At 44.4% G+C, this 302-nt stretch carries 1 pseudogene; it reads right to left on the reverse strand.

The window, feature by feature from the left end:
• A pseudogene (locus CWB76_RS19195) lies at window positions 1-302 on the reverse strand (MFS transporter); the annotation flags it as partial.

The raw sequence follows: 302 nt of genomic DNA on the forward strand, positions 1-302 counted from the left end.
TAATATTACCGCGTTGCTGTTTAGGAATAACTTTGCCCAGCACATCTTTTGCAGCGACAGAGTTAAACCCTCTAGCAAGGCTAAATAAAATTAATAAGCCAATAATGGCGTAGCCTGCTTGTGCGCCTTTGAGGGTAAACGCCACCGCAACCATGGCTAAAATGCATCCTGCTTGCATCACTGCACCTATTACCCATACCCATTTACGAACGGGGAGTTTGCGAATAACGTTAGCAATAGCAAGTTGGGGCAGCAATGAACCCGATTCTCTGATTGGTACTAACCAAGTAATAAAACTCGCT

It is taken from the genome of Pseudoalteromonas sp. S1609 (assembly GCF_005887255.1).
Lineage (GTDB): Bacteria > Pseudomonadota > Gammaproteobacteria > Enterobacterales > Alteromonadaceae > Pseudoalteromonas.